We start from the raw sequence: 23,241 nt of genomic DNA, 5'->3' as shown, positions 1-23,241 counted from the left end.
ATAAAAAAAAGGTTAAAAATTTTAACTATTTATTTGAATTAAGATGTTTTTGATTAATTTTTTTCGTCGCGACTAAAATTGCATAATCTCTATACGAAATAAAAATGACATATTTATTAATCTATGGTAAGTAATTATATAAATTTTACCCCTTACTTTGTGGCTCGAAATAATTTTTTTTCATCATTTGTGTTTTTACCTTCTTGCAATTCTCATGCAAGAAGGTTTTGTTTTTATTGAACCCCCAGTAATACACCGGAAACATTCCATGAACTGAAGCTTGTTCCTTCGGTAGGACCTTGTGGAATTTTTACCTGAATCGTATGTTTACCTGCTTTCAAATCTCCAAGAGGAATGAATTCAGGATTGGTAACCGTTCCCGGGCACCAGTTTGATCTGCTGAGGTCTGATGACGAAAGACCATCCTGGAAATTTCCGGAGGCCGGATTGTATAAACGGTATGAACCACAGTCTGTTCTCCAGGGTACAAATGAAAATACAGGTTTTCCATCCACCAATATAGAATTGACTTTTGGAACAAATTCATCACCATTTTCCCAACCGCCATGCCCTGTTGTGGTATATCTTAGCTGAGCGTTTTTCAAATCTTTATCCAAAGTGAAATCAACAAGAAGACCTTTGTCCTGACTGAACATGGTAGAATAGTCCTGTCCGGCCATTTCCATAATGTTTAAAGTGTTGAATAACGGGATGGCTACATTATTTTTATTAACGTTTTGATCGCTTTTATGAATCGTAATATCAAGACTTACTTTGTGTCCTCCTTTATCATAATTTCCAATAAAAGTTCCTATCCAAAGCTCTTTTCCGGATAAAGCAGGTTTTAATTCTGTAATATCCTGCCGGTAAGGGCTGATGGTCTGCCAGTCTTTTCCTTTAAGCTGAATATGATTAAATTTCTGAATGCCAAAAGCGGTAAAGAACCGCATCATTTCCATAGCAGGGCTGTAGCTGCCGGTAGCTGTTACCCCGTAATATTGTTTTCCGTTTCCATTGTCGTAGACAGGAAGGGTTTTTGCTCCGTTTTCCAAGCCGTCAAAAAACGACTTTTCTTTATCCTGCGGAATAAAAAATACAGTTCCGGTTCTGTCATAAGCATCTCCGTTCGACTGCTGTTTTAGTTCTGCAAAAATAGCCTCTCCCTCTGTAATAGCAGGAAATTTTACTTTTTTTAGGATAATAGTTCCCTTGGCGTATCTTTTTATCTGGCCGTCAGATTTTGAGGCATCAGAGAAGTTGATGATTTCGTTTTCAAAAACATTCAGCGTGGTAAACCTGCTTTTCCATAAAAGGTCTTTATATCCCAGTTGATCAGTTGTCTGTATTTCTCCTTTTATGATACTTTCAATTCCGGTATTCTTTATTTTTTTAATTGATGCGGCAGTTGTTAAAGAGTTTTTATTTCTTTCCACTTCCAGTACCAATCCTAAATTCTGGCCCAATACAGATGGGCCGCCTTTCAGCTTCAGATCATTCGTGTACCATACTTCAATGGTATTGGAATTGACTTTTGTGACGGCTTTTTTGCAGTTGTATCCCAGAATTTTTTTCGTTTCATTGGTCAGTTCAAAATCCTGTTTTCCTACAGATTCAGCATCTGAGGTTGAGATGATTGAGCCGGGTTTTAAAAAGGCATAAGAAACTATAGTATTGGATGGCTTTTCCACCTTAGTGATTTCATAAGGATAGCTGCTTTTTTGTTCTTTGATCGTGCTGTTAAGAATGAAATTTTCTTTTTCATTGACCCAGATAATTGTAGAAGGCTGATCTGTTAATGCTTTTCCGTTATAAGAACTGGAGTACTGAATTTCATAGGTCTGTGCAGAAAACAGACAGTACACAAAAACAGCGAGAAAATTGAAGACAATTCTTGTATGCATAAATAAATGAGTTTGCTGCAAAGTTACTCTTAACTTCTCACAGCGTCAAACCGGTTTAATCTATACAGTTAGTAGAAAACGTACTGTAAATGTTACAAAAAATGTTACATTTTTTTGAAAGATTTTAAATAAAAAAAACTACTCCAGAAAATAGAGTAGTTTAAATATCGTTTAGTGTATTTGGATTAAGAAACTCTCTCAATCAAAGCCATGTAGAATCCGTCGTATCCTTCACTAGGCATTACTTTTTCATCTTTAATCATCTTGAATCCCGGATTGTTTTTGATGAATTCTTCTACCTGAAGGTTGTTTTCAGATGGAAGGATAGAACAGGTAGCATATACCATTTTTCCTCCTTTTTTAAGCATTTTAGAGTAATCCTGAAGGATCTGTTGCTGTTCCTTTTTAATTCTGTCAATAAAATCCTGATCAATTTTCCACTTACTATCCGGATTTCTTTTCAAAACACCAAGACCTGAACATGGTGCATCAATCAGAAGTCTGTCAGCCTTTTCATGAAGACGTTTGATCACCTTGTTATCAGAAATCATACGGGTTTCAATGTTGTGGGCTCCGGCTCTTTTGGCACGACGCTTCAGTTCTGCAAGCTTCCATTCAAAGATGTCTAATGCTACGATCTGACCTTTGTTTTTCATTAATGCAGCTAAGTGCAATGTTTTTCCTCCCGCACCTGCACAGGCATCTACGACTCTTTGTCCTTCTTTTACATCAAGGAAATATCCGATTTTCTGAGAAGAAGCATCCTGAACTTCAAATAATCCTTCTTTGAAAGCTGTGGTAAGGAAAACATTTTTCTTTTCTTCCAGCTGAACAGCGTCAGGATAACCTTTAACAGGATAAGAAACAACACCCTCATCTGAAAGATCAGAGATAAGCTCTTTGGTGGTTGTTCTTAAAGAATTGGCTCTTAAAACCGTAGGAGCCTGCTCGTTTAAAGCAATCATTTCTCTTTCCCAGCTGGCACCCAGTTCTTTTTCAAGAGTTTCAGCAAGCCATTCAGGAATAGAGTGTTCTATCGCTTTTGTAGGAACAGTGTTCTTTTTAAGTTTGGTAAGAATATCGGCGATTTTGATTCCGTCAAATTCTTCAAATTTTTTATAATTGGTTTTACTCCAAAGTAAATACGCAATAATCAGTTTGTAGATATTGTTGGGTTTTACACCTTCACCCATATAGTATTCAAGGCGTTTCTTCCAACGGATAATATTGTAAAAAATTTCAGAAACAACGGCTCTGTCCTGGCTTCCCCATTTTCTGTTGGCTTTCAAAAGTCTTTCAATAACTTTATCGGCATATTTGTTTTTCTCAAAAAATGTCTCCTGTAAGGCATCGTGAATTCCGATTGCCAAGTTTCTGTGAATAAGTTCCATAAATTTGCTTCGCTGTTTGAATCTGCAAAAATACGACTTTTAATTGAGAGTTTGGAATTTGGGGTGGGGGAGTTGATGAAGGGTTGTGAATTGTGAATGATCAATTCGCTTCGCTTGTGAATTTTTGGTTTCGGGTTGAGGATATGAGTAATTATATATTGTACAGATCGGTTTTCTAATGGAAGGTTGCGCATTCACGATTCACTTTTCAAAGCAAAAACTGACTATTGACAATCTGAGATTCAGTAGTGAATGGCCTGTATGTTTATTAATTTTTATATAGTGGAAATAAATTTTAATGCTGAATTTGTAAAGATTTTCCGATTATTTGTATTTTTTATTTGTTGAAGATAGCCTTTTACTATAAGACGAATAAACCTGTGTTTTTTGCTTAATGAAAAATATTTGTTAACAAAATATACACTGTTCATTATTATACTTTATTTTCTTTGCAGCAAGTTTATTTAATTTGTGTTAATTCACTTGTTTGTGTAAAATTAACAGGCGCTTATGATCTACTATACTGAGCTTTATCTATTGACTTCAACCTCTAAAAAGTTCTACCTTTGCAAAAAATAAAAATATGAGTGACACAGTAATTTGTCCAAAATGCAGCTCTGAGTTTACATACCCGAGCGATAATATGATGGTATGTTCCCAGTGTTTCTACGAATGGGATCCGGCAGAAGCCGCTGCTGAAGCCGCAAATGAAGGAAAAATCCTGGATTCCAACGGAAATGAACTTCAGGATGGTGATTCTGTAGTGGTAATAAAAGATTTACCTGTAAAGGGAGCACCAAAACCGGTAAAAGCCGGAACTAAAGTGAAAAATATCCGTCTGAGACCCGGAAGTGATCACAATATTGACTGTAAAATTGATGGTTTCGGAGCAATGGCTCTTAAGTCAGAATTTGTAAAGAAAGCATAAGAAAACTTTGTTTTTCTATGCCCTGAAAATAAAGAAAAGGAAAAAATTGGACAGTGTAATCTTTCAACAGACTTAATTGCAAGATTGCTAATGTCCGTCTGGAAGGCAGAAAGAGAATTAACCAAAAATTTCCTTATACTTTAGAAGTACAAATGTAAGAAAAAGTTTTAAAACAGCTTCTTACGTTTGTGCTTTTTTTATTGATAAGTATAAGTGAATGTATAAGTTATGTGTAATTTGGTTTTTCGCCTACATAAACGAAATACAGATCGTTCCTGATATTTTCTCATCCGTATACACAACAAGCTCTTTTTCTTTTGCTCTTAATTTATTCCAGTAATAATTTCCTGCAAACCTGCTTTCAAGGACTTCGGCTTCAAGACCGGTTTCTGTGATTTTGATTTCTTTGGGATAATAAGAGAATTTGGTAAGCTGGAAATTTTCAGCTTCTGCTTCACTGAAAATATTCACTTCCCCGAATAGCTTAGCAACATAAGGATTGTAAGGATGTCTGTAGGTTTCCTCCGGACTGTCATTCTGAATCAGTCTTCCGTCCTGCAGAATGACAATCTGGTCCAGCCATGGCATAATATCCTGAAGCTCATGCGTCGAAATAATCAGAGAAACTCCATGCTGTTTTACATATCTGAAAAGTCTTTCCCTCAGTTCAATTTTTCTAGGAAAATCAAGATTACTGAATGGCTCGTCTAAAATAAGAAGTTTGGGAAGTACAGATAATGCTCTTGCAATAGCCACTCTCTGCTGTTGTCCGCCACTTAAGAATTTAGGAAGTACGTTGGCAAATTCCTGAAGTCCCACCACCTCAAGAAGCTCCGTTACGGTTTCTTTTTTCTGTTTTAAATTGATATTAGAAATAAATTTTCCTACGTTTTCGGCAACCGTAGCGTAAGGCATAAGATCAAAATTCTGGGCTACGAATTTCATTTCAGGTTCTCCGGGAACAAGATTTCCTTTCGGTCCCAAAAGCTTTGCTCCGTTAAAAATGATCTCTCCTTTTTCCCAATCCAAAAGACCATAGATAAGGTTAAGAAGAGTAGATTTTCCACATCCGCTTTCACCGGCCAGCGCTATAATCCTGTTTTCTTCAAACCTTAGGTTAAGGTTCTGAAACAGGGGATTTTCTTTGTTGTGAGAGAAAAATAAATTGTTTATTTCTAATAGCATATTACAAATGTAAGGTTTTTATGAAAACATAATTTTTTTTATTATATTAGCGGAACTAATAAAAATAAATCAAAAATGAGAAAAAAACTGTTTTCGTTAGCTATTCCTGCATTATTTATTGCTGCTGTAATGGTTTCTTGTAAAAAAGACAAACCACTTACGAGTGAAAGTAATGAGGTGACAACTACCAAAGAAGGTAGCCAGTTCACTTTGGATACGCTAAACAGTAAGGTTGAATGGAAGGGATATAAAGTATTTAAATCTGAGAATACAAGCCATTTTGGAACCATCAGGTTTGAAAGCGGAGATGTGACGGTGAAAGACGGAAAACTGGAAAGCGGAAAATTCGTTGCTGATATGAACTCTTTAACTTCTGTGGACCTGAAAGACAGCCCTGAAGATTTAGGAAAATTAAACGGCCACCTGAAAAGCGGAGATTTCTTTGAAGTTGAAAAATTCCCGACAGCTTCTTATGAGATTACAAAGGTTACTCCGGCTACAGAAGGTGATTATAATACTCTTTTAGATGGTAATTTAACGATTAAAGGAATTACAAAACCTGTTCAGTTTAAAGCTAATGTTTCTGTAAAAGATGGAGAGGTGAGTGTAGCTACTGAGCCGAAAGATATCAAGAGGGAAGAGTTTGGAGTAAAGTTCCAGGCTCCTGCTGAAAACGGTGTAATCAAAGACGAGGTAACTCTTCAGATCAGCGTTAAAGCTTTAGAAAAGAAATAATTTTTTTATTTAAGTGAAATAAGTGATTGAAGTCTGCCTCCCGAAAAAGAGGCAGATTTTTTTTTGACGGACTTATTATTCAACTTAAAATCGTATTTTTGCAAAACATTTTGAAAGGGTAAAATAATGATAGAAAAGATAGAAGAACTACTGGTCGAAGTAAACGGCTTCAATGCTACCTCTAAGGAAGAGATCGAAAACTTCCGAATCAAGTACAACGGTAAAAAAGGGGTTCTTAATGATTTTTACGAAACATTAAAAGAAGTTCCTAACGACCAAAAGAAAGATTTCGGACAGAAAATCAATACTTTGAAGCAGGCAGTGGCTGTAAAACTGGAGGATTTGAAAAATGCTTCCGCATCGTCTGTTGTGGTTGAAAAAGAAGATCTTACAAGACCTGCATTTCCATTGGAATTAGGTTCAAGACATCCGATCAATCTGGTAAAAAACAGAATTATTGAAATCTTCAAATCTATCGGTTTTGCAGTAGCAGACGGACCAGAGATTGAAGATGACTGGCATAACTTTACGGCGCTTAACCTTCCGGAATATCACCCGGCAAGAGATATGCAGGATACATTCTTCATTGAGCAGAATCCGGATATTCTTTTGAGAACGCATACTTCTTCTGTACAAACGCGTTATATGGAAGAAAACCAGCCGCCTATCAGAATTTTATCTCCGGGAAGAGTGTTCAGAAACGAAGCAATCTCTTCACGTTCTCACTGTATTTTCCATCAGATTGAAGGACTGTATATTGATGAGAATGTAAGCTTTGCAGACCTGAAGCAAACAATCCAGTTCTTTACGACTGAGCTTTTCGGAAAATCTAAAATCAGAATGAGACCTTCCTTCTTCCCTTTTACAGAGCCAAGTGCTGAAATTGATGTGTATTGGGGATTAAACTCAGAAACAGACTACAGAATTACCAAAGGAACAGGATGGCTGGAAATTATGGGATGCGGAATGGTAGACCCTGCCGTATTGAAAAATGTGAATATCGATGCTGAGAAATATTCAGGATATGCATTCGGAATGGGTATTGAAAGAATCACGATGCTTCTTTACCAGATGAGTGACATCAGAATGTTCTTTGAAAATGATATCAGAACACTTGAACAATTCAAAACGCTATAAAAAATCAAACCTCCGGAGCTCCGGAGGTTTTTGTTTTTAATTACTGACCTAAGAAACAAAACGTAATTAAAAACTGATCTTATTGAAAAATTTACACGTGTCTGTTTCTTATGCCCATACTTCGGTTCGGAACCGCCAGGTACCTCAAATGAAGTATTGACATGCTGCAACTGTAGGGCCGCCTCTATAATAAAGACAATTTGTAGCAGGAATATATTACATTGAAAATAAAAAAGCCTGTCTCAAAAGTGTCATTCTGAACGAAATGAAATGGAGTGAAGAATCTCAGGTTATTAATTATCGATGAGATTCTTCCTTCGTCAGAAATCGAAGATTCGACGTAGTCAATGACAAAAATCAAATTATTTGACTTTTGAGACAGGTTTTATCTTTAAAAATAAGGATTGTTATTTAGTGAACTTTAAAGGATACTTCACATTTTTATAATCATCAATACTCGCTTTCAGTGATCCTACTGCAAGTTCAGCTTTCAACAGCATAGGAATGTGGTTGGAATCATTGGAAACCCACATGGTTACGCCTTCTTTTTCCTTAAACACTCTTCCGCTTTTTACAGAAGGAATAATTTTTAAACAGTTAATAGTTCCAAATTTGGTTTTTAAATTTTCTGTTCCTATTACTTTCAGCTGGAAAGGAAACATTTCATCATCAATCCACACATTCATATTGATAACCGTTCCTACTTTCAATTCATCGGGACTTTTACTTCTTAAATAATAAAAGCATGAAAGCATATCCTGAACACCTTTTACTGATTTCAGAACTTTAGAACCATTAGCCGGTGTCTTTTTATCTGTTAAAATTAAAGTGCTGTTATCATGATTAAAAACGGTTTCAAAATGCTGGCGGTAACTTCCTTCACGTACATTTCTGACATAAAAGCTTGGTAATCCCGTCTGTGTATTGATGAAACTTTCATATAAATCTTCTACTTTGAAGAATGCTTTTACGGCACCTGTGGTCTGTCCTGTCCCTTTCACGTAGAGATGTGGTACTCCTTTGTAAGTGGTTTGCTTGGTTGTAAGATTGGCAGTTCCCGCATTAAGGAAACCATAGTGGATTCTAAGAGTAATAGATTCGCCATCTGCGATATTATCAATCTGGGCAGAGCCTAAAAAGAATATAAATACAGCAAAAAGGTTCAAAAGTTTATTCATAACAAGACATTTACAAAAATATTGCCAAATTTAAAATCTTAAATGATAGATATTTGACAAATCTCAGGTTTTTATTTAGAATCAATTAAATATGCTTCGCATTAAAATTAGTAAATTTGCAGTTACATGTATAATTAAATTATCTTAAAGATTATGATAACCACTGATATATTGATCATAGGTGCGGGACCTACAGGACTTTTTGCAGTTTTTGAAGCTGGTTTATTAAAAATGAAGTGTCATATTATTGATGCACTTCCACAGCCGGGAGGGCAATTGGCTGAACTTTATCCTAAAAAACCTATTTTCGATATCCCTGGTTATCCTTCTGTGAATGCAGGAGAATTGGTGGATAATCTGATGGAGCAGATCAAGCAGTTCCAGCCTGGATTTACCTTAGGGGAAACCGCTGTTTCTTATACAAAAATAGATGATGAATGGTTTGAGGTGGTTACCAACAAAGGAACCGTTCACAGATGTAAAGCGATTGCCATCGCTGGAGGTTTAGGGACTTTTGAACCAAGAAAACCTACGTTTGAAAATATCGCTGACTATGAAGAAAAAGGTCTTGAATATTTCGTTAAAGAACCTGAACACTTCAGAAATAAAAAAGTGGTGATTGCCGGTGGAGGTGACTCCGCGTTAGACTGGAGCATCTTCCTTTCCAATGTTGCCAGTGAAGTAACTTTGATCCACAGAAGAAACGAGTTCAGAGGAGCTTTGGATTCTGTAGAGAAAGTTCAGGATCTGAAAAACCAGGGGAAAATCAAATTAATCACTCCTGCTGAAGTTACCGGTATTAAAGGTGACGGAAAAGTAGAAGCCATCACGGTAGAAGTAGAAGGCCAGGAAGCTTACGATATTGAAACAGATTATTTCATTCCTTTATTCGGATTGACACCAAAATTGGGTGAGATCGGAAACTGGGGATTAAATATCGAAAAAAATGCAATCGTTGTAAACAATGCTCTTGATTATCAAACTAACATTGATGGGATCTACGCTATCGGAGATATCAACACATACCCTGGAAAACTGAAGCTGATCCTTTGTGGTTTCCACGAAGCGACTTTAATGTGTCAGAGTGTGTACAACAGGCTAAATCCTGGTAAAAAATTCGTGTTAAAATATACAACGGTAAGTGGTGTAGACGGATTCGACGGAAGCCGTAAAGAAGCTGAGAAGGCAGTTGTGAAAAAAATTGACTAATTTTGCAGAATTATGTCAGACGTTAATATTAAAATCACCGACAGAGAAGGGGTAACCCACGATGTCGTAGCTCCTACGGATATGTCCATGAACTTAATGGAAATTATCCGTTCCTATGAATTGGCAGAAGAAGGTACTATTGGGGTATGCGGAGGAATGGCGATGTGCGCTTCATGCCAGGTATATGTAATCAATGATCCGGGTCTGGAACCGATGGGAGATGAAGAAGATGCCATGCTGGCTGAAGCTTTCCATGTGAAAGACAACAGCAGATTGGGATGCCAGTTACATATTGCCGATGCTATGGAAGGGCTCGAAGTGGAAATTGCTCCTTATCCTTAGAAAATATTTTTTAATCTTAATAAGAAACCCGTCCGGATTTTTCGGACGGGTTTTGTTTTTATATTTATTTCTGAGAACATATATATTCGTGTCTGATTAGAGTGTCTTCTTTAATGATTTCTAAGTAACTTTCACCTTCATTCTTTATAAAGTAATCTCCCGGTTCTATTTCATCTTTATAGGAAATCCACCATTGGCCGTTGTCATAACATTCACAAGGCTGATTGCTTTCAGAAATAGTTCCCTTTAATTTAAGAGATTTTATACCTTCAATACTTTCAACTCTCATTTTACATTTTTGCTTCTTGACTCTTTCCATCGCAGTCTTACAATCTTCCATAAAATAAGAGGAAAGAGCAGGAACAATAACGAATATAGTTACAAATGCTGTGGCAACTCCAAGCATTTCTTTATTAACGTTGTAGTTATTCATATGAAAGACTATAAAAACTTAAATTTCCTCCTTAGAAATCCACTTTCCAACCGTAGGCGCCTGATAATTTCTCATCTTTTCCAGCAGATCATCAATGGTATCGCTGATCAGCAGCATATCTCTGTTTACCTGCTTTAAAAATCCTTTATCTACCATGGTCTGAACCAGTTTGATCAGATCATCATAAAATCCGTCAATATTCAGAATTCCGATCGGTTTTTTGTGAAGCCCGAGCTGTGCCCAGGTGATCATCTCAAAGAATTCTTCTAATGTACCATATCCGCCGGGAAGAACGATAACCCCATCACAAAGGTCATTCATTTTGGTTTTTCTTTCGTGCATGGTTTCCACGATGATAAGCTCTGTCAGGTTTTTGTGAGCAATTTCTTTAGACTGTAAAAACTGGGGTAAGACTCCTGTTACTTTACCTTTTTCACTTAAAGCACCGTTAGCAATTGTTCCCATTAAACCAGTTTCCGAACCACCATAAACCAGTTGTATATTTTGTTTTGCTAAGGTTTGCCCCAGCAGAAATGCTTGCTCTTCATATATTTTATCTGTGCCGAAGCTTGAGCCGCAGAATATGGTGATACTTTTCATATTATTTGCAAAAATCAATTAAATAGTTTCTAACTTCAAAATCTGTTAAACCTCCAGCTTTTTTGAAGTTTGTACATGCCTGTTCAATTTTTCCAACTGCAAGATATGATATTCCTAGTTTAATATAGCCCTCACGAAATCTCGAGATGAAGCGATTATCTTTAATTTGTAATTTGTCCAACTTACTGAGGTTTTCAATCGCTTTATCAAATTGATTGTTATTATAGTATTCAAAACCATTCCCAATAATATGATATAAATCTTTCTCTGATTTATCGCTCAAATCCTGATACCATTTTAAAAAATAGTTTTCTTCAGTTACTAACATATTTATTCCATAAGGATTTTTAAAATATTTTTCTGCCTGCATTAATGCTTGCACAAATTGTGTATCATATTGAGGGGTACGCTTGTCAAGTATTTTAATACTAGTAATCTTATTATCTTTTGTTAAAATATATTCAATTTTAAAATATAAGTCATCCATATCTTTTGAGTTTTCTTGTTTCATTAAGGGTATTATGAAGTCATCAAAACTTTTTTCATGATTAAATATTGGACGAATTACCTGATTAGCAATCAATAAGCTATCGTTGTTTCTTACTTCGATTTTGGGTTTAAATTCCGGAAACTTTTTTATAAAATCTCCTTCCTTTAATAATAAAGATATTTCATTTCCTTCTTGTAGGACTAGATAATTATCTTCAAACCAGTATTTGAAAGTACGATTTTCAAGAATAATCTTGTCAGTATAAAACTTCGCTTTGAATTTTTGCTTAGAAATTACAAATTCATCTTGATTAATTTTGTAAAAAAGACTGAAGGAATACTTGGGATTATTTATTTCTAAATTTTTCCCATCAGGTTGTACAATTTTATCTAAAATCCATTCGCCCATTAATCTCTGTGACTGAGAATAAGTTTTAATACAAACGATCAAATAAAGTAATAAGAGTAATTTTATTTTCATCTTTAAAAAAATTAAAATATCCAAAATCATAAGACTTTGGATATTGAATATAGCAATTTTAATGTTCTATTTCTGAGGAATATTCGCTAAAATATCTTTCAGGAAGCTCCAGAATTTCTGAGTTGAAGGAATATTCGCTCTTTCATCAGGAGAGTGTGCGCCTCTGATAGTAGGTCCGAAGCTTACCATTTCCATTTCAGGATAGTTGGCACCGATGATACCACATTCAAGACCTGCGTGGCATGCTACTACATGAGGTTTTTCAGTGAACTTTTCAATATAAAGTTTCTCCATCAGCTGTACAATCTCTGAACCAGGTTTTGGCTTCCATCCAGGATATGAACCGCTGAATTCAACATTCATTCCAGCAAGCTCTGCTACCGATTTCAATTGTTCTGCCACTGAATATTTGGAAGAATCTACAGAAGATCTCGTAAGGTTTAAGATCTTAAGTTCTCCGCCTTTCAGTTCTACTCTTGCTACATTGTTGGACGCTTCTACAAGATCAGCCACATCAGGGCTCATTCTGTATACTCCGTTGTGAAGAGCCTTTAAAGTAAGGATCACTTTCTTAGAATCTGCTTCTGAAATAGCTTTGTCGGAAGACGTAGAGTTTTCAATATTGATCTGGATTCCCGGTTCTACAGCAGCAAATTCTTCTAAGATCTCTTTTTTAAGAACCGTTACATTTTCAATAAATTCCTGAGCATTTCTCACTGAGATTATAGCAACTCCTTCTCTTGGAATAGCGTTTCTCAAACCTCCGCTGTCGATAGAAACCAGTTCAATATTTTGGTTGTCCAATCCGCTGTAAAGAAGTCTTCCCAGAATGATATTGGCATTTCCGAAACCTTTATGGATATCCATTCCGGAGTGCCCTCCCTGAAGTCCTTTTACTTCAAGTCTTACAATTTGTCCTTTTGATGCTTCTGCAGCGTAAGTCTGAGTGATGGTTACATCTACACCACCCGCACAGCCGATATCAATTTCATCATCCTCTTCCGTATCAAGATTCAATAGGATTTGTCCTGTCAATTGTCCTGGTTTTAATCCTAAAGCACCTGTCATTCCGGTCTCTTCATCAATCGTGAAAAGAGCTTCCAATGCAGGGTGTGGAATATCAGAACTCTCAAGGATAGACATGATGGTTGCTACTCCTAAACCATTATCAGCGCCCAAAGTAGTTCCTTTTGCTTTTACCCAGTCACCGTCAATTTCCATTTTGATTCCTTCCGTTTCAAAATCAAAATTGACATCATTGTTTTTCTGGCAAACCATATCAAGGTGCGATTGAAGCACAATAGATTTACGGTTTTCCATTCCTGCCGTGGCCGGTTTCTTAATAATAACGTTTCCTACTTCATCTACCGTAGTTTCCAGTCCTAAATTTTCACCAAATCCTTTGATAAAAGCTATTACTTTTTCCTCCTTTTTTGAAGGTCTTGGAACAGCATTTAATCTGGAGAAATTTTTCCATATAATCTGCGGTTCTATATTAGATAATTCCATTGAAATTTATTTTTCTCAAATTTACGAAATAAAAAATGCTTCCGTGAGATACAGAAGCATTTTTGTAGGATTTAGCTTTATTAACATCCGCATTCTCCATAGATCGGAGTGGTAAATGTAGTTCCGTCCGGTTTCTCTATAGTCAGAGTTCCTTCAAACAGTAAAGCCTCTTCGCCCTTTATTTTTTTACCTTTTACAGAAATTTTGTAATCATCATTTTCTATTTCTTTGGTCAGCAATTCATCTACTTCCATGTCACTTGATGAAATGAGATTCATCGCCAGTCTTTTACCGTCAAGCATCATGTATGCTGTTTTTCCGGCATCATCCGCATAGATATATCTTTCATTTTCAAAATCAGATTTGCTGGCTGCAAAATAGCAGGAACATTCTTTGATTTCTTTTGGAAACGGAATGGTTCCCACCAGAATATTTCCTGAAGAAGGTCCGATAGAAGCAGTATCTTTAGTGATATGTAAAGAATCAGCAGGAGCAGAACCTGACACAGTTTCTTTTTCCTTTTTACAGGCTACCAATAGAAATGCGGAAAATACAATGATTACATATTTCATGTCTTTGTGGTTTTATTATTTGTTTATCCTCTTGCTCTTTCAAGAAGTGTCATCATCAATAAAGAAAGGATTACCAGGCTTTCTTCCTCATCATCAATATCGATCAGTCTGTCCAGCTGAAATCTTCTTCCGAAGAATGAAGGCATTTTTTTTAGCTTAAAATAAGCCTTTCCATCAATCCCTGTCACAGTATAGGACGGATTAAGGAAATATCCTGTAAACATCCCGATGATAGGAAGTTCTCCTACAAAACTGTCCCAGAATCTTACCCATGCACTATCTTCCTGAATTTTAAACTTAGGCTGATCATGTGCATCCAGGATATCATAACTTGCTTTCCACAGAGAACGCATTCCTTTTCTTGCCAGCCTGCCGAAGTTTTTGTTGTCGATGAGGTCGTTCAAAGAATAAGAAGCGTTGAAATCAATCCATTGGTTAGCTTTAATTCTGAAAAGTTCCTTAGACTTGCTTTCATCATTAAAAACAATAACATCTTCTTTTAACTTGAACATTTTCTGACGGACATATGCCACATAATTTCCGTTTTTGTCAGTAATGTTAAAGTCACTTGCTAAAGTAGTGATTTTGAATTTGAAATCCAGTGGATAATTAAGATTGTTAAGTACCATATCAGTTTATTTTTTTCATATTTAATTTAAGCCGCAAATATAAAGGTTTTTTTAGTGTTCTCAGATACACGGGAAATATAAAATATCATAATGGGACATTAATTTCATGGTCAATTGTCAATTTTTACTGCGCAAAGTCAATAGTCAATAATCACTTTATACAAATTCACAAACGAAGTGAATTGACCATTCACGATTCACTATCAATTATCAACTTTAATCCTTATTTTTGTACTTATGGATTACCCTAGTAAAGTATTGGCAAAGGCAGTAGATGAAATTTCCGGGCTGCCCGGAATTGGCAGGAAAACGGCTCTGAGATTAGCATTACATTTGCTGAAGCAGCCCAATTCCAGAGCTGTAAGCCTTGGCAACTCCCTGATTAATCTTGTCAATGAAATAAAATATTGTAAAGAATGTCATAATTTTTCAGATTTTGACATTTGTGAAATATGCAGCAATGAAAAGAGAAACGGTGAACTGATCTGTATTGTAGAAGATGTAAGAGATGTGATTGCGATCGAAAATACAGGAAAGTATACAGGAAAATATCTGATTCTCGGTGGGAAAATTTCTCCCATGGAAGGAGTAGGGCCAGGCCAGCTGAATATTCCAAGCATAGAAAAGAAACTGAATGACGGACAGGTAAAGGAATTTATTTTCGCACTGAGTGCTACGATGGAAGGAGATACCACCGCCTATTATATTTACAAAAAATTTAAAAATTTCAATGTGAATTTTTCCAGCATTGCAAGAGGAATTTCTGTAGGGGATGAACTGGAATATGCAGATGAAATTTCTTTAGGAAGATCTATTATCAACAGACTGCCTTACAACGAAAAGGACTAATATGAAGTTATCTGTTATTATAGTTAATTACAATGTTACCCAATTGCTCAGAAGCTGCCTCCTGTCGCTCCGGAAGTATATACAGGATATAGATTATGAGGTGATTGTCATTGATAATGCTTCTGCAGATAGCTCATGGCGAGATCTTATTTCTGAATTTCCCAACGTACATTTTATATCTTCTGCAACAAATTGCGGGTTTTCAAAAGCGAATAACCAGGCTGTCCGGAAGGCAAAAGGAGAATATATTTTGCTTTTGAATCCTGATACGGAATTTGAAGGGTTTTATATGAAAGAACTGCTGGATTTTGCAGATGCACAGCCTTCATTCGGATGTCTGGGAGTAAGAATGCATGATGCCGGAGGAAATTTCCTTCCTGAAAGCAAGCGATCGGTTCCGGATATGTTCAATTCATTTGAAAAGCTGTTTACCAATTTTAAAAATAACAACTCGAAATCCTATTACAGAAACGATATAGAAGAAAATGCTATTGCTGAAGTGGAAGTAATCACCGGAGCATTTTTATTGGCTAAAAAAGACGTTTACGAGAGAATAGGAGGATTGGATGAAGCTTATTTTATGTATGGAGAAGATATTGATCTTTGTTATACCTTTTTAAGAAACGGATATCAAAACTTCTATTATGGAAAAGTTTCAATTCTTCATCACAAAGGGGAAAGTACCATTAAAGATGAAGTATACCTCAACAGATTTTACGGAGCCATGCAGATCTTTATTGATAAATATTATAAAGAATCAAAGCCTGTACAGTATTCATTTTTAAAGGCAGGATTAAAGCTTCGGCATCAGATTGAAAAGATCAGGTTAAAATAAAAAAGCAACTCAATCTGAGTTGCTTTTGTTGTATGTAAGATGATATTCTTCTTATTTTGCCGGAGCTACCGGAGTAGTTGTAGTAGAAGAAGCAGGAGCTGACTGTTTTGCCGGAGCTTCTTTCTTAGCAGGCTGTTGTGTAGGAAGTGCCTGAGAAGGCTTACCTGTAATAACAACGCTTAAAAGGATAAGAACGATGATAGTTCCGCCCAGAGTCCATGTTGCTTTTTCCATGAAATCATTGGTTCTCTGTACCCCGAACTGTGCAGATGATGCACCTCCGAATGTACTGGAAAGGCCTCCTCCTTTTGGATTTTGTGCCATAACAATAATTACCAATAAGACACTGGCAATCATAATAAGAACCATCAATAGTGTAAATATAGTATCCATTAATTCTGATATCTTTTTGAATGGGCAAATTTAATCTTTTTTTACTGAATTACAAAAAAAGATATCGCCAAATGTTGATAAAAATAAAAACGGCAACATTTGTTGCCGTTTTTTCTATAAAAATAGGATGTTATTATTTAAAATCAGCATCTGTAGCCTTATTGATCTCATAAGACTTTACAGTCATGGTCATATCCATTCCCATCTGGCTTACAGAGATCGTGAAAGGCATTTTTACGCCTTCTACATCTTTGTAATTAGAGTAGGTTGTCGGAATGGTCATTTCCTGACCTTTAGCTTTTATTTTTTTAGTCTCTCCGGTTTTTAATCCCGTTGCCACACTGTAGTAATAGGTTGTATTTCCACCTTTAATAGCATAAGAATCTTCCCCGCCAATTTTCTCAATTCCTCCTAACTTATAGTCGGGAGATTTTGCAAACCCCAATTCTTCGAAAATCTCAGGATTTTTTTGTTTTTCGGCAATTTCCTCCGGTGTGATGTCAACCTTTTGTCCCATTTGCATAGAATAGCCGGTTTTCCCGTCGAATACCTGCTTCTGAACAACCTGTCCCATTGCCGTTACCGTGGTAAGTTCTTTTCCGCCTTGTGCTTTAACGATTTTAAAATCGATGTTTTGCCCTTGCATAGACATGGAAGCATTGGTTATATAAGACGTGATTTTTGCAAGATTAGCTTTTCCTCCGATAGCATTGATGTATTTGTCAACAACAGATGCAACGGTTACATTGGCATCCACTTTTTGTACAGTTGGTTTTGCAACGGGGTTGGCTTCTGTATCGAAATATTTTACAGGATAACCCAGTTTTTCCAATCCTTCAGAAATATCAGATGCCTTACCAGCGATGAAAATTCTGCTCTGGTTGGGCAAAATTGTAGCTTTTACAGCATTGGAAACATCTGCTGCAGTTACCTTATCAATAGATTTTAAGTAATTGGTATAAAAATCAGCAGGTAAATCCTGAACCTTCAGGTTTAAAGCAAATCTTGCGATATTGGCAGGCTGTTCCAGGGCAAGAATGAAAGCTCCTTTTAATTTAGCTTTAGCGTTCGCTAATTCTTCTGGTTTTATGGTAGAGATCGCATTAAGTTCATTCATGAATTCCTTAACAGCTTTGTCTGTAACCTCATTTCTTACACTTGCACTCGCAGAGAATTGTGGAGAATATTTGCTGGCCACCATTTCTGAGTAAGCCCCATAGGTAAATCCGTTTTTCTCACGAAGGTTCATGAAAAGTCTGGCTTCACCGCCACCACCAAGGATGTAATTGGCGATTGTAGCAGGGAAGTAGTTGGCATCTTTCATTTTCAGGGTGTTCAGGTTGTTTAAAGAAACAACAGACTGTACTGCAGAAGGAACATCTACTACGTTGATCTCTGTTTTGGCAACATTAGAAGCAGGTTCCAATGGTGTGATAGGAGTGTTTGCTTTTTTCCAGCCACTGAAAGCTTTTTCGATCAAAGGCTTTACCTGATCAAACTTTACGTCTCCTACAATTACTAAATAAGCATTATCCGGAGCGTAGTATTTTTTATAAACATTTTGTACGTCAGCAAGCTGGATCTTGTTGATAGATTCAACCGTTTCAAACTCACCTCTTGAAGTATTTTTTCCATACATCAAAGCGTTGGATACTCTTTCAGCAATAGAAGAAGCATTTTTTTCATCAGCTTTTAATCCTTCAATCGTTCTCTCCTTAGAGTTTTGAATTTCTTCAGCAGAAAATTTAGGATTAATAATGGCATCAGCCATTAAACCTAAAACTTCAGGGAAATATTTTGAAAGTGAATTGGCAGAAGCACCTCCCGAAGAGAAATTAAGGTTTGCTCCAAGATAATCTACTTTTTTGTTGAAGTCGTCTTTACTGATGTTGGTAGTTCCGTTTTCGAACTGCTCAGCCATAATGCTGCTTACTCCGGTTACTGCTCCTTCGTTGTATGGAGGTCTGTCCATAGAAAGGCTGGCACTTACTCTTGGTAATTTGTTGTTCTCAACCACCATTACCGTAAGGCCGTTGCTTAGCTGGAAAGTTTTTGGCTTCGCAATGTTAATCGCAGGAGTAGGTCCTGGTTTTGGCATTGCATTAAGATCTATTTTTTGTGCTGAAACCATTCCTGTAAAGAAAAATGCTGCAGCTATATATGTTAATTGCTTTTTCATTTGTAAAAATTTAATTTTTAATAATCATATTATCTCCTAAGAAGCTAACTAATTACTTTTTCTCAGGTACGTAATTGATGATTATTCTTTGGTTGGAATTAAGATACTTTTTAGCAGCATTTTGAAGATCCTGTCTTGTGATAGATCTGTAAATGTCGATTTCTTTGTTGATCAGATTTGTATCACCCATCAATACGTGGTTGGTTGCCAGTGAAGCGGCAATTCCCTGAATGCTTGAATTGGCATTTACAAACTGGTTTTCGTACTGGTTTTGAAGTTTTTGATAATCCTCTTCAGAAATTAAAGTAGTCTGAAGCTTTTTGATTTCAGCATCAATGTCAGTCTGTAAAGCTTGTTTTGTAGTTTGTCCCATTGGAATCGCGAAGAACGCGAAAATACTGTAGTCTTCAAGTCCCTGGTTGAAAGCAGCCACCTGAAGTGCTTTTTTGTCCTGGTCTACTAATTTTTTATATAAAACCGAAGACTTACCGCTGCTTAAATAAGAAGAAAGCATATCTAAAACATAAGCATCTTTCTCTTTGTTAGCCGGAGTTCTGTATGCGAACACATAAGCCGGAAGCTGGATGTTAGGATCTGTAGCAGTTACTTCTTTTTCCTGAGTGATAGGCGTTTCTTTCGGGAAATCTTTTGGATAAAGGGTTCCTTTTGGAATGCCTCCATAGTAGGTTTCGATCCATTTCTTAGTCTGCTCAGGCTTGATATCTCCTGCAACCACTAAAGTAGCATTATTCGGAACATAATATTTTTTGTAGAACGCCTGGAATTCCTCTAGTTTAGCAGAGTTCAAATCCTCCATAGAACCGATTGTCGGCCAGTTGTATGGGTGGTTTGTGAATAAATTTTTCTGAATAGTCGTGAAAAGATTCCCATAAGGCTGGTTATCCATTCTTAATCTTTTCTCTTCTTTTACAACCTCTCTCTGAGTATCTACACCAATTTGGTTGATAACAGCGTGACGCATTCTTTCTGCCTCCATCCAAAGACCAAGCTGTTCATTGTTGGAAGGGAATGTTTCATAGTAATACGTTCTGTCATTGGTCGTGTTGGCGTTGTTCTGCCCTCCGTTTGAAGAAACGATTTTAAACCAGTCTCCTCTCTTGATGTTAGGAGTTCCTTCGAATAAAAGGTGTTCAAAGAAGTGAGCAAAACCTGTTCTGCCTTTTACTTCATCTTTTGCACCTACATGATACATTACACCTGTCGTTACCACCGGTGCCGAATTATCCTGATGAAGAATTACATGCAGACCATTGGGAAGGTCATACTCTTCGAATTTGATTTGCTGTGCATTCAGCATGAGCCCGAAGAAAGCTACGGCAGCAGCAGAAAGAAGTCGCTTTTTCATAAAATTTAGAAATTGTTTACCAATTAGTATGAAAAGTGAATTAAATGTTACAGAATGTGTATAAATATAAAGGTGACGGTGAATAGTGAATGATGAATTCGCTTCGCTTGTCAATTGGTTACGTGATTCGGGTTGCGGGATTTGAGACCAAGAATAATCATTCACCATTCACTTGCGAAGCAAAATTGACTATTGACAATAATATTGATTACCAAAATCCCTAACTTCTACATGAAAGTTTGAATTCTCCTCCGAATACCTTAATTTTGTGTTCCCAAAATTTTTTGCTGTATGGACTATTTGAAAGGACTCAACGAATCACAATATGAAGCTGTTACCTCTTTACAGGGACCTTTGATGGTACTTGCCGGAGCAGGTTCCGGTAAAACGCGTGTACTGACCATGCGTATTGCCCATTTGATACACAACGGAATAGACCCTTTCAATATTCTGGCGCTTACCTTTACCAATAAAGCAGCACGGGAGATGAAAGAACGTATTGCAAAAGTAGTAGGGGACAGCAATGCAAGAAGCCTTTGGATGGGAACCTTTCACTCTGTTTTTGCAAGAATTTTAAGGATTGAAGCCCATTATCTCGGGTATCCTTCCAATTTTACCATTTATGATCAGCAGGATGCCCTGAATGTGATTAAAAAAGTACTGAAGGATATGAATATTGATGCTGATCTTTATAAACCTAAAAAAGTTCAGGCAAGAATTTCAACTTATAAAAACAATCTGATTACCGTAAAAGCTTATTTCAACAATCCGGAACTGATGGAAGCGGATGAAAAAGCGAATATGAAATTCATCGGGCAGATTTATCAGAAATACGTAGATCAGTGTTTCAGAAACGGATCTATGGATTTTGATGATCTTTTATTGAAAACCAATGAACTATTGACCCGTTTCCCGGAAGTACTGGCAAAATATCAGGACAGATTCAGATACATCATGGTAGATGAGTATCAGGATACCAACCACTCTCAGTATCTTATCGTAAAAGCTCTGGCTTCGAAATTTGAAAATATCTGTGTGGTAGGAGACGATGCACAGTCTATTTACTCTTTCCGTGGAGCGAATATCTACAATATCTTAAACTTTAAAAAAGATTATCCCGATGCTATAACGGTATCTCTGGAGCAGAATTACCGCTCTACACAGAATATTGTAAACGCAGCTAATGTTGTTATCGCTAAAAACCTGCAGCAGTTTAAGAAAAATGTATTCAGTGATAATGAAGAGGGAGATAAGATCAAAATATACCGATCTCTTTCCGATGCTGATGAAGCCAATTTCGTGGCAGGAAATATCTGGGAACTTCGTAACCGTGACCAGAGAAAATACAGCGATTTTGCTATTTTATACAGAACCAACTCTCAGACACGTGCTTTTGAAGATGCCCTGAGACGTAAAAATATTCCGTACAAAGTGTATGGAGGACTTTCTTTTTATCAAAGAAAAGAAGTAAAAGATCTTATTGGATACCTTCGTCTGCTGATCAATGAAAATGATTCTGAAGCATTGATGAGGATAATCAATTATCCTGCAAGAGGAATTGGAGAAACGACACAGAATAAACTGATCGTTTTTGCTGATGCCCACAATATTGCTGTTTCAAAAGTATTGGAGAATCTTCCGATGTATGCGCCGCAGCTAGGTTTGAACAATGGAGTTTTAAACAAACTGAATGACTTCTGGTCAATGATCAAAGCTTTTCAGGTATTGCTGAAAACAGAAACGGCTTACAGTGTTGCTATGGAAGTGGCAAAACGAAGTGGTTTAATCAAGTTTTTAAAAGATGATCAGACTCCTGAAGGAATTTCCAGAGTAGAAAACGTACAGGAATTGATGAACTCTATGCAGGGGTTCATTGAAGAACAGATGCAGCTTGAAGATGGAGATCCGAGTCTTTCCAATTTCCTGGAAAATATTGCCCTTTCTGCAGATACTCAGGATAAAGAACTGGAAGATGATATGGTTTCTCTGATGACGATCCACCTTTCAAAAGGACTGGAATTCCCGGTGGTTCACTTAGTGGGACTTGAAGAAAACCTTTTCCCTAGCTTTATGAGCTCTGCAACCAGAGAAGACCTGGAAGAGGAGAGAAGATTATTCTATGTGGCATTGACAAGAGCAGAAAAACAGGCCTTCTTCTCCTATGCTGTTTCCCGTTTTCAATGGGGAAAAATTACGGATGCTGAGCCTTCAAGATTCTTAAGTGAAATTGATGATGAATATATTGAATTCCTTAATCCTGCCCTGGAAAAAAGGTTTATCAATAATTCAGGCGTGAAATCCAATATCTTTGATGAGCATCCATCTGAAATGAGATCTTTCAAAAAGGTTGAGAAAAAGACCATCGACAGAGGAGATACTTCCAAGCCTGCTCCTGAAGTCAGAAAGCTGAAACCGGTAAGCACGGCTAAAATTATCAACCCAAGCGGAGCTTCTTCTCAGGATATTGAAGTAGGAGACAAAGTGAGACATGACCGTTTCGGAATTGGAGAAGTGACTTTCCTGGACGGAACAGATCCACAGAATATCAAAGCAAAAGTAGTTTTCATGCACGAAGGAGAAAAAAATCTGATCCTGAAATATGCTAAACTGACTAAGATTTAATTTCAAAATAAAAATATAAAAGAAACGGATTCAAAGTTTGAGTCCGTTTTTTATTGTTTAAGCGCTAAGTTCACAATGTAACTATTACGGTGTTTAGATCTTTTCGATCGCAAAGGCGCTACACTTAGCAGAGATAATTTTCCTTGCTGAACGAAGTGTCCTTGCGATCGTAAAAATAATTACTAAGTAAGAATTTCTTAGCGTACATCGCGTTTTTCAAAATTTATTTTACTGTTAATCTTTTATAAAACAATGTTTTTTATTGAAATGTTCTTAAA

At 36.6% G+C, this 23,241-nt stretch carries 21 protein-coding genes; 8 read left to right on the top strand and 13 right to left on the bottom strand.

Going from position 1 to position 23,241, the window contains the following annotated elements:
• Positions 1-233: 233 nt before the first annotated feature.
• Entirely contained in the window at positions 234-1,901 is a 1,668-nt protein-coding gene (locus LIV57_RS17685) for a GLPGLI family protein (protein ID WP_227943665.1), read from the bottom strand.
• 185 nt (positions 1,902-2,086) lie between these two features.
• Entirely contained in the window at positions 2,087-3,292 is a 1,206-nt protein-coding gene (locus LIV57_RS17680; RefSeq protein ID WP_227943664.1) for an RsmB/NOP family class I SAM-dependent RNA methyltransferase, read from the bottom strand.
• 583 nt (positions 3,293-3,875) lie between these two features.
• On the opposite strand from LIV57_RS17680, the gene LIV57_RS17675 reads away from it, so the two are divergent.
• On the top strand, positions 3,876-4,220 hold the full coding sequence (locus LIV57_RS17675; RefSeq protein WP_062675403.1) for a zinc ribbon domain-containing protein YjdM: 345 nt from the start codon (positions 3,876-3,878) through the stop codon (positions 4,218-4,220).
• A 249-nt stretch (positions 4,221-4,469) separates the two neighbouring features.
• Here LIV57_RS17675 and LIV57_RS17670 read toward each other — a convergent pair whose 3' ends face one another.
• A complete protein-coding gene (locus LIV57_RS17670; protein WP_227943663.1) occupies positions 4,470-5,405 on the bottom strand; it encodes a sulfate/molybdate ABC transporter ATP-binding protein in 936 nt (311 codons plus the stop codon).
• Positions 5,406-5,480: 75 nt separating this feature from the next.
• On the opposite strand from LIV57_RS17670, the gene LIV57_RS17665 reads away from it, so the two are divergent.
• Together LIV57_RS17665 and pheS are read left to right on the top strand one after the other, a co-directional pair.
• A complete protein-coding gene (locus LIV57_RS17665) occupies positions 5,481-6,140 on the top strand; it encodes a YceI family protein (RefSeq protein WP_034697022.1) in 660 nt (219 codons plus the stop codon).
• Positions 6,141-6,266: 126 nt separating this feature from the next.
• Positions 6,267-7,277: a phenylalanine--tRNA ligase subunit alpha gene (gene pheS / locus LIV57_RS17660; protein WP_227943662.1), complete on the top strand. Its 1,011-nt coding sequence runs from the start codon at positions 6,267-6,269 to the stop codon at positions 7,275-7,277.
• Between the two features lie 407 nt (positions 7,278-7,684).
• Here pheS and LIV57_RS17655 read toward each other — a convergent pair whose 3' ends face one another.
• Positions 7,685-8,455, bottom strand: a complete 771-nt coding sequence (locus LIV57_RS17655) for a DUF3108 domain-containing protein (protein ID WP_227943661.1) — start codon at positions 8,453-8,455, stop codon at positions 7,685-7,687.
• A 153-nt stretch (positions 8,456-8,608) separates the two neighbouring features.
• Between LIV57_RS17655 and LIV57_RS17650 the strand changes: the two genes are divergently transcribed.
• A complete protein-coding gene (locus LIV57_RS17650) occupies positions 8,609-9,664 on the top strand; it encodes an NAD(P)/FAD-dependent oxidoreductase (RefSeq protein ID WP_227943660.1) in 1,056 nt (351 codons plus the stop codon).
• A 12-nt stretch (positions 9,665-9,676) separates the two neighbouring features.
• The gene (locus LIV57_RS17645; protein WP_034697026.1) at positions 9,677-10,006 is read left to right on the top strand and encodes a 2Fe-2S iron-sulfur cluster-binding protein; all 330 of its coding nucleotides are present in this window, start codon (positions 9,677-9,679) and stop codon (positions 10,004-10,006) included.
• A gap of 64 nt (positions 10,007-10,070) precedes the next feature.
• Here the strand turns inward: LIV57_RS17645 and LIV57_RS17640 are convergent, their stop codons facing one another.
• The 6 genes from LIV57_RS17640 to LIV57_RS17615 all read right to left on the bottom strand — a co-directional run bounded on the left by LIV57_RS17640 (position 10,071) and on the right by LIV57_RS17615 (position 14,719).
• On the bottom strand, positions 10,071-10,439 hold the full coding sequence (locus LIV57_RS17640; RefSeq protein WP_227943659.1) for a hypothetical protein: 369 nt from the start codon (positions 10,437-10,439) through the stop codon (positions 10,071-10,073).
• Positions 10,440-10,457: 18 nt separating this feature from the next.
• On the bottom strand, positions 10,458-11,039 hold the full coding sequence (locus LIV57_RS17635; protein WP_227943658.1) for a TIGR00730 family Rossman fold protein: 582 nt from the start codon (positions 11,037-11,039) through the stop codon (positions 10,458-10,460).
• Between the two features lies 1 nt (position 11,040).
• Positions 11,041-12,009: a hypothetical protein gene (locus LIV57_RS17630; RefSeq protein WP_142018736.1), complete on the bottom strand. Its 969-nt coding sequence runs from the start codon at positions 12,007-12,009 to the stop codon at positions 11,041-11,043.
• 66 nt (positions 12,010-12,075) lie between these two features.
• Complete coding sequence (locus LIV57_RS17625; protein WP_227943657.1) at positions 12,076-13,518, bottom strand: aminoacyl-histidine dipeptidase; 1,443 nt, start codon at positions 13,516-13,518, stop codon at positions 12,076-12,078.
• 80 nt (positions 13,519-13,598) lie between these two features.
• Complete coding sequence (locus LIV57_RS17620; protein WP_110010882.1) at positions 13,599-14,090, bottom strand: hypothetical protein; 492 nt, start codon at positions 14,088-14,090, stop codon at positions 13,599-13,601.
• Positions 14,091-14,113: 23 nt separating this feature from the next.
• On the bottom strand, positions 14,114-14,719 hold the full coding sequence (locus tag LIV57_RS17615) for a hypothetical protein (RefSeq protein WP_202843335.1): 606 nt from the start codon (positions 14,717-14,719) through the stop codon (positions 14,114-14,116).
• Between the two features lie 237 nt (positions 14,720-14,956).
• Between LIV57_RS17615 and recR the strand changes: the two genes are divergently transcribed.
• A complete protein-coding gene (gene recR, locus LIV57_RS17610) occupies positions 14,957-15,568 on the top strand; it encodes a recombination mediator RecR (RefSeq protein WP_202843333.1) in 612 nt (203 codons plus the stop codon).
• 1 nt (position 15,569) lies between these two features.
• Positions 15,570-16,403, top strand: a complete 834-nt coding sequence (locus LIV57_RS17605; RefSeq protein WP_227943656.1) for a glycosyltransferase family 2 protein — start codon at positions 15,570-15,572, stop codon at positions 16,401-16,403.
• Between the two features lie 51 nt (positions 16,404-16,454).
• Here the strand turns inward: LIV57_RS17605 and secG are convergent, their stop codons facing one another.
• The 3 genes from secG to LIV57_RS17590 form a co-directional block, all read right to left on the bottom strand.
• Positions 16,455-16,796: a preprotein translocase subunit SecG gene (gene secG, locus LIV57_RS17600; protein WP_227943655.1), complete on the bottom strand. Its 342-nt coding sequence runs from the start codon at positions 16,794-16,796 to the stop codon at positions 16,455-16,457.
• A 133-nt stretch (positions 16,797-16,929) separates the two neighbouring features.
• A complete protein-coding gene (locus tag LIV57_RS17595) occupies positions 16,930-18,975 on the bottom strand; it encodes a M16 family metallopeptidase (protein WP_227943654.1) in 2,046 nt (681 codons plus the stop codon).
• A 52-nt stretch (positions 18,976-19,027) separates the two neighbouring features.
• Entirely contained in the window at positions 19,028-20,341 is a 1,314-nt protein-coding gene (locus LIV57_RS17590) for a M16 family metallopeptidase (RefSeq protein WP_047429324.1), read from the bottom strand.
• A gap of 291 nt (positions 20,342-20,632) precedes the next feature.
• On the opposite strand from LIV57_RS17590, the gene LIV57_RS17585 reads away from it, so the two are divergent.
• The gene (locus LIV57_RS17585; RefSeq protein ID WP_110010888.1) at positions 20,633-22,963 is read left to right on the top strand and encodes an ATP-dependent helicase; all 2,331 of its coding nucleotides are present in this window, start codon (positions 20,633-20,635) and stop codon (positions 22,961-22,963) included.
• The last annotated feature ends 278 nt before the right edge of the window (positions 22,964-23,241 follow it).

It is taken from the genome of Chryseobacterium sp. X308 (genome assembly GCF_020733145.1).
Taxonomy (GTDB): Bacteria; Bacteroidota; Bacteroidia; order Flavobacteriales; family Weeksellaceae; genus Chryseobacterium; species Chryseobacterium cupriresistens.
The sequence above is the reverse complement of the archived record's forward strand: the minus strand, read 5'-3'. Positions and strand labels throughout refer to the sequence as shown.